3 protein-coding genes are annotated in these 6,507 nt (G+C 64.6%); 1 reads left to right on the top strand and 2 read right to left on the bottom strand.

Going from position 1 to position 6,507, the window contains the following annotated elements; translation table 11 throughout:
* Nucleotides 1-2,419, bottom strand: a 2,419-nt coding sequence (locus tag C1D09_RS03295; RefSeq protein WP_484177368.1) for a translocation/assembly module TamB domain-containing protein, incomplete at its 3' end; no start/stop codon positions are given.
* Nucleotide 2,420: 1 nt separating this feature from the next.
* Nucleotides 2,421-4,349 carry an autotransporter assembly complex protein TamA gene (locus tag C1D09_RS03290; protein WP_143972971.1) on the bottom strand — a complete coding sequence of 643 codons (1,929 nt, stop codon included), beginning with the start codon at nt 4,347-4,349 and terminating at the stop codon, nt 2,421-2,423.
* Nucleotides 4,350-4,620: 271 nt separating this feature from the next.
* Between C1D09_RS03290 and C1D09_RS03285 the strand changes: the two genes are divergently transcribed.
* A partial coding sequence (locus C1D09_RS03285; RefSeq protein ID WP_246135642.1) for a PAN domain-containing protein occupies nt 4,621-6,507 on the top strand: 1,887 nt, incomplete at its 3' end.

Raw genomic sequence — 6,507 nt, 5'->3', positions numbered from 1 at the left:
TCTCGACGCTGGTGGTGCCCTCAGCGATCTTGACCCTGCCGGCGGCGGTCGCCGGAATGCCTGCGATGGTGGCGCCGCCGGTGAAATTGGTCCAGTCGCCGTCGCGCTTCAGGTCGACGCCGATGCCGCTGATTTCGGTGCTGCCCGAGGTGACGCTGTCGGCCTTGATCGTGCCCGAGATCGCCGGTGCCTTGAGATAGTTGGCGATCAGCGCATTGACGGCGATCGTCTTGGCCGTCACTTCGCCACGTGCGATAGCGGTGCTCTTGGCATCGATGGTGACGGATGGCGCATCGCCGTCCTCGGCAAAGAGGATCGTGCCGTTGATGTCGCCGGTCACGGCCTGACCGGCGAGTGCCGCCAGCTGATCGATCGCGGGTGCGGCAAGCGTCAGCGTGCCGAGCGGCATGAACGTATCATCGAGCGCTAGATCGCCGGATACCTTGTTGTCGCCGAGCGAGACCAGGAAACCATTGATCGAACGCTTGCCCTCGCTTGTCACCAGCGCCGCCTTGAGATCGAGCGGCTGGTCGTTGACCGATCCGGTCAGCGAAACGTCGGCCGAGGGGCTTGCTATGTCCGCCTTGCCGCTTGCCGTCAGCTTGATCGCCTTCACCGTGCGGCCCGAGGCCGTCAGGCTGGCGCTGTTGGCGGAGACGGTGAAATCCGGCGCCGTCCTGGCGCCGCTTGCCGATAGGGTGAAATCGACGCCGCCCGCGACCGGCACGCCGACCATCGGCGACAGCACCGAAACATCGCCCAGCGTACCCTTGATGTCGGCCTGGATGTCGCTGCCTTGCGCACTGGCGGTGCCGCTGGCGCTGAGCGAGCCCGAGGTCAACGAGATCGAGTTGGCGGCAAAGGCGCCTTGCGGATCGCGCGTCGCGGCGGCCGAGAACTTCACCCGCTCGCCGAGCACCGAGCTGATCTGCGGCGGCAGGGCCGTCGACACGGCATCGGCATTCATCTTGAGCTGCATCGACAGATCGGCAAGCGCCACCGTCATCGTCAGCGAGGCGTTCAGCGCATCGGAGCGCAGAGTGCCCTGGTCGATGGTGATGGCGTCCTTGCTGAGCGATCCGGCGAGGTCGACAGCGACCTTGCCGGTGACCAGCGGCGCCAGCGTCGCCACGTCGGTCTTCAGCCCGCCCGCCGTCAGCTTGACGGCGACCGGCCCGGCGCGGTTCTGGATGTCGAAGCCGTCGGAATGGATTTGTGCCGAAATATCGTTGAGCTGGGTACCACCCGCAACCACCGAGGCCAGCGAAGCACCGATATCGACTATCGGCGCCTTGCCGTCGCCGAAGGCACGGGCGGTGGCGTTCCTGATCGCAATGGTGATCGGTTGCGCCGCGCTTCCCACGGTGATCTGCACCGGCGCGCTTTTGGCCGCTACTTCGACCGACAGATCGCTGGCGCCGGCGGGGTCGGCAATGCCGGTCGCGGTGCCATGGATGGCGTCACTTTCGATGCTGGCCCGGTCGACACTGATGCCGCCGGCCGATGTGGCGGTGCCCGCGACATCGAAGGCGGTCTTGCCGGCAAACAGCGGTCTGAGATTTTCCGGCAGGAAAGGCGCGAACTCGCCGTCGCCCTTGGCCTCGACGTGGTTGCCCTTGTCGGTGAGTTGATGACGGCCCGTCAGTTGCGTGACGATCTTGCCGTCGACCATGAATGTGGCGATGCCATTCCAGTTGGCCAGCGGTCCCGTGCCCGAGACCGCTATTTCGACCGGCGGCGTATCGGGCAGCTTGAGCAGATTGGCGAGGATACCGCCGGCCGGCTCCGAGGCCTTGAGGTCAAGGTCGAGCCTGTTGTCTGCCGGTGCAAAGTGAATCTTGGCGTCGACATTGCCTTGCTTGCCGTCATGGCGGGTGACGTTGAGCACCGTCTCGAGCGCGAGCGGTGTCGCGTCGGCCTTGAGCATCCCCTTGGCGGCGAGTTCGGCGATGCCGCTGCCGGCCAGCTGCTGGCCAAGGGCGATTTCAGGCAGGTCGATCTGCCTGATGTCGATGGAAACCGGCAGCGTCGTCGTGCCGCCCTGCGCCGGCGGCTGCGTGCCGCCTGCCGGCAGCCGTGCGAGTTCGATGCGCTCGGCGGCGATGCGGTCGGCGCTGAAGCTTTTCGACAGCAGCGCCAGCGGCGACCAGTCGACCGCCACCTTGCGCGCCACCAGCCAGGCGCCCCGGCGGTCTTCCAGCACCACATGGTCGACGCTGAGAGCGCCCGACCAGATGCCGTCAATGCCGCTGACCGTGATCTTGCGGTCGTCGTTCGAAGCAAGCCGCGAAATGATGCCGGCGAGATTGTCGCGTCCGCGCTCTGTCTTGGTCAGGACAACGAGCGCGCCGATCGCGCCCGCGACCACGATCAGCACCGTGTAAAGGACAATGCGAAGGATGCGCCACACCGTCTTCATGTCAGAACGCCTGCCCGATGCCGGCATAGATGCCGAAATGCGGATCGCCGGGATCGCGGTTGAGCGGCACCGCCGCATCGATGCGCAGCGGGCCGAACGGCGTGACGTAACGCAGGCCGACACCGGCGCCGACCTTGACGTCGGAGAAGTTGGGAACCGACTTGGTCGACACCGTGCCGGCATCGACGAACGGCACGATACCGATCGTATCGGTGACGGCTATGCGCATTTCGACCGAGGTCTCGAAGAAGGACAGGCCGCCGATCGGCTGGCCGGTGAAATCTTTCGGGCCGATGCCCTGATAGGCATAGCCGCGCACCGAACCGCCACCACCGGAGTAGAAGCGCCGGTCGGCCGGAACGTTCTCCAGCCCGGTGCCGACGATCGAGCCGACGGCGACGCGCTCGGCCAGCACGAACTTCGAGGCCGTATCCAGCGACTGATAGGCTGATCCCTCGCCCTTCAGCTTGAGGAAGGCGGCGCCACTCAGGATGTCGTAGCTCGGCTCGGCATAGGCCAGCACCCGGAAGCCCCTGGTCGGGTTCAGTCTGCTGTCCCTGTTGTCATAGACATATTGCAGGGGAACGCTGGCGATGAGGTAGGTGTGCTTGCCGAATGCATCCGTGATCCTGGAATAGTCGAGCGCCACTTCCGCCGAGACCGTCTGCTTCTTGTCGAGTTCGTAGGACAGGCCGGTGCTGCCCTTGACCGAGAAATGGTCATACGCATCCGGATGCTCGAGCACGGTCTTGAAGCTGGCAAAGAACTTCGACGCCGGCCCGATCACGCCGGGCTTCTGGAACATGATACCGGCATTGTAGTTCAGGTCGGACAGATTGTTGCTCCCGATGCCGCTGATGGCGCCATCAATACGCAGCTTTTCCGCGTGGCCAAACAGGTTGCGGTGGCCCCAATAGCCTTCCAGGCCCAGCCCTTCCGTGTTCGAGAAGGTGCCGCCCAGGCCGAAATAGCGCGGCTTGCGCTCGCTGACCTGGACGCCGATCGGGATGTTGCCGTCGGCGTCTAGCTTGTCGGCTTCCTTGAAGGTGACGCTGTTGAAGACTTCCAGCGCCAGCAGCCTGTCGCGCGCGTCGCTGATCTCCTGCGGCGAGTACTGCTTGCCGCGCTTCAAGCCCGTCATGTATTCGGTGAAATCGCGGTCGACCTTCTCGGTGCCCTCCACCGTGGTCGCGCCATAGCCGGCGACCGGCCCGGCCGCCACTGTCAGCGTCACGTCGAGCGTCGAGGTGGCATGGTCGGCGACGATCTGCCGGTCGGTGACCTTGGCCAACGGCCTGCCCTGCTCCTTCAGCGTCCGCACGATCAGCGCCTCGGCCTTGAGCACCGCCCCCGATCCGGCGTCGCCGCCCGATATCAGACCGTAATCGGCGCTCATCAGCCCCGCCGCGTCGCCCTCCAGCCTGATGTTGCCGAGGGTGAATTTCGGCCCGGCGACGATATTGATCGCCACCGGAACCGGCTGCGGACCCTTGAACTCGGCGTCCGGCGGCAAGTCGTCTAGCGGCTTGCCCTCGATGGTGATGGTGACCACGCCTTCGTAGCGGGCATCGGCAAAAAGGGCGGCCACCAGTTGTTCACGGTCGCTGCGCGCCTTGGCCATCAGACCGAGCGAACCCGGGACCGGCCGGTCCTCGTCGCCCTTCAGCGCCGAGGCGCTTTCGAGCTTCTTGACCAGATCCTTGTCGGCATCGGGCGCGGTGATGGTCACGACATAGCGCAGCGGATCGACAATATCGGCGTCCTCATCTTTGGACGATCCCCACAGCTTGATGCCGAAAAGCTCGAACGCGGCCGCAGGGCTTGATCCGGCGGCCAGCACACTCGCGCAGATCATGGCCAAGAGCAGGGCGCGGCAAAGCACGCGCCCTGGCGCGGTCCCCCCTGACATCTGCTCTTCATACGCCGGCATTAACACAACCTAGGTTACAAAACTAAAATTGGAATGAAGTTCTGAAGCGCTCGTAAAGGGGCCACAATCCAATTGTCTCAAATAGGACGGGCTTGGAATTCACACCTTTTGCGTCGCCGCAAGAATGCGTGATCCCCTGTCCTATGGAGGTACTACCGGTCATCGGCCGGAAAGGAAACCGTTGGCAGGCGGAACCCTGCCGCGTCCTGTGTTGACAAGCTGGCCTGGAGCTTGAACATGCCTGGACGTCTGCAATTGTCTGGAGGGTGTAATGGCAATGCGCGCGGCTCGTGGTCTGTCGATCCTGATCCTTCTCTTCTTCGCCTGGGCCAATGTCTTAGCCTGGAATGGCGTCGCGCAAGCGGCCGAGGCCCGGCGAATCGCAACGACCGACAATTCCGACTATTTCGGCTTTGATCTCAGATCCGACCAGAATGTCACCCTCGACCAGTGCAAGACGACATGCCTCGGCGATCCAGCCTGCCGCGCCTTCACCTACAACACCAAGGCCAAATGGTGCTTTCTCAAATCCGACTACAACCAGCTGAAACCGTTCAACGGCGCGGTTGCCGGCAAGGTCGTCAACATTGACGGCGATCCCGATATCGGCGCGCCGCCGGAACTGACCTTCTTCCCCAACTGGATGGCCGACCAGGCCCAGCAGTACCGCAACAGGCTGCTTGGCCCGGCCTTCGACAAGCCGACCGAAGGCATGGCCGCGCTGATCAACTCGGCCGAACAGGCCGTGCTGACCGGGAATCATCGCTCCGCGATGCAGAAATACGAGGCCGCGGTCTCGGTGATGCCCGATGATGGCCAGCTCTGGCTCAATCTGGCGCGTGAAACGCTGGCCGTGCAGCCCGCCGCCAACACCTCCGAAGCGTCGACTTTGCCGATGAACAGCACTTCCGCCGCCTTCAACGCCTATAAGCTGTTACGCACCACCAAGACGCGCGCGGACGTGCTGGCGCTGCTTGGCGCCGGCCTCGACAAACGTGATCTCTATCGCCCGGCGCTGCAGGCCTATGAGGCGAGCCTTGCGCTGGTGGCGTCGCCGGCCGTGCAGGCCGACTATGCCGATCTCAAGGCCCGCAAGGGTTTCCGTGTCGTCGACCACAGCGTCGATGCCGACACCAGCGCGCCACGCATCTGCGCGCAATTCTCCGAGGAACTGGTCAAGACCGGCGTCGACTACGCGCAGTTCGTGACTGTCGACAATGCGCCGCCGAAGGGTGTCGAGGCCAAGGACAAGCAGATCTGCGTCGAAGGCCTCGAACACGGCCAGCATTATGACGTCACCTTCCGTGCCGGCCTGCCGGCGGCCATCGGCGAAGTGACCGCCGCTCCCGTGGTGCTGTCGATCTATGTGCAGGACCGCGCCCCGTCCGCCCGCTTCACCGGCGACAGTTTCGTGCTGCCGGCCGGCGCGCGCCGCGGCATTCCGGTCGTCACCGTCAACATGAATGCCGCCGAAATGAAGCTCTATCGCATCGGCGACCGCTCGCTGGCGCAGCTTCTGTCGGGCTACCAGTTCCTGCACCAGCTCGACGGCTATGACATTTCCAACATTTCCGAGCAGATGGGCGCGCCGGTCTGGCAGGGCAAGCTCGACATCGTCAACGACCTCAACAAGGAGGTCACCACCTCCTTCCCGGTCGACGAAGCGCTGCCGCAGCGCAAGCCCGGCGTCTATGTGCTGACCGCACAGGCCGTCGACGCCAAGGGCGACGACTACAATTCGATGGCCACGCAGTGGTTCGTCGTCTCCGACATCGGCCTGTCGACCTATACCGGCCAGGACGGGCTCAATGTCTTTGCCCGTTCGCTGGGCTCGGCCAAGCCGATCGCCGGCGCCGAACTGACCCTGGTTGCTCGTAACAACGAGGTTCTCGGCACCGCGACATCGGATGCCGACGGCCACGCCGTCTTCAATCCCGGCCTGACGCGCGGTGACGGCGGCATGGTTCCGGCCGTGCTGATGGCCAAGCAGGGCGACAATGATTTCGTCTTCCTCGACATGTCCAAGGCCGGCTTCGACCTGTCGGACCGCGGCGTCACCGGGCGCGCGGCGCCCGGCGCGCTCGACGTCTATGCCTGGACCGAACGCGGCATTTATCGCGCCGGCGAGGATGTCCATGTCGCCGCCCTTGCCCGCGAT

Source organism: Mesorhizobium intechi, assembly GCF_002879535.1.
GTDB classification, from domain to species: domain Bacteria; phylum Pseudomonadota; class Alphaproteobacteria; order Rhizobiales; family Rhizobiaceae; genus Mesorhizobium; species Mesorhizobium intechi.
Note: the sequence above shows the minus strand (reverse complement) of the source record. Positions and strands in the feature narration are given on the sequence as shown.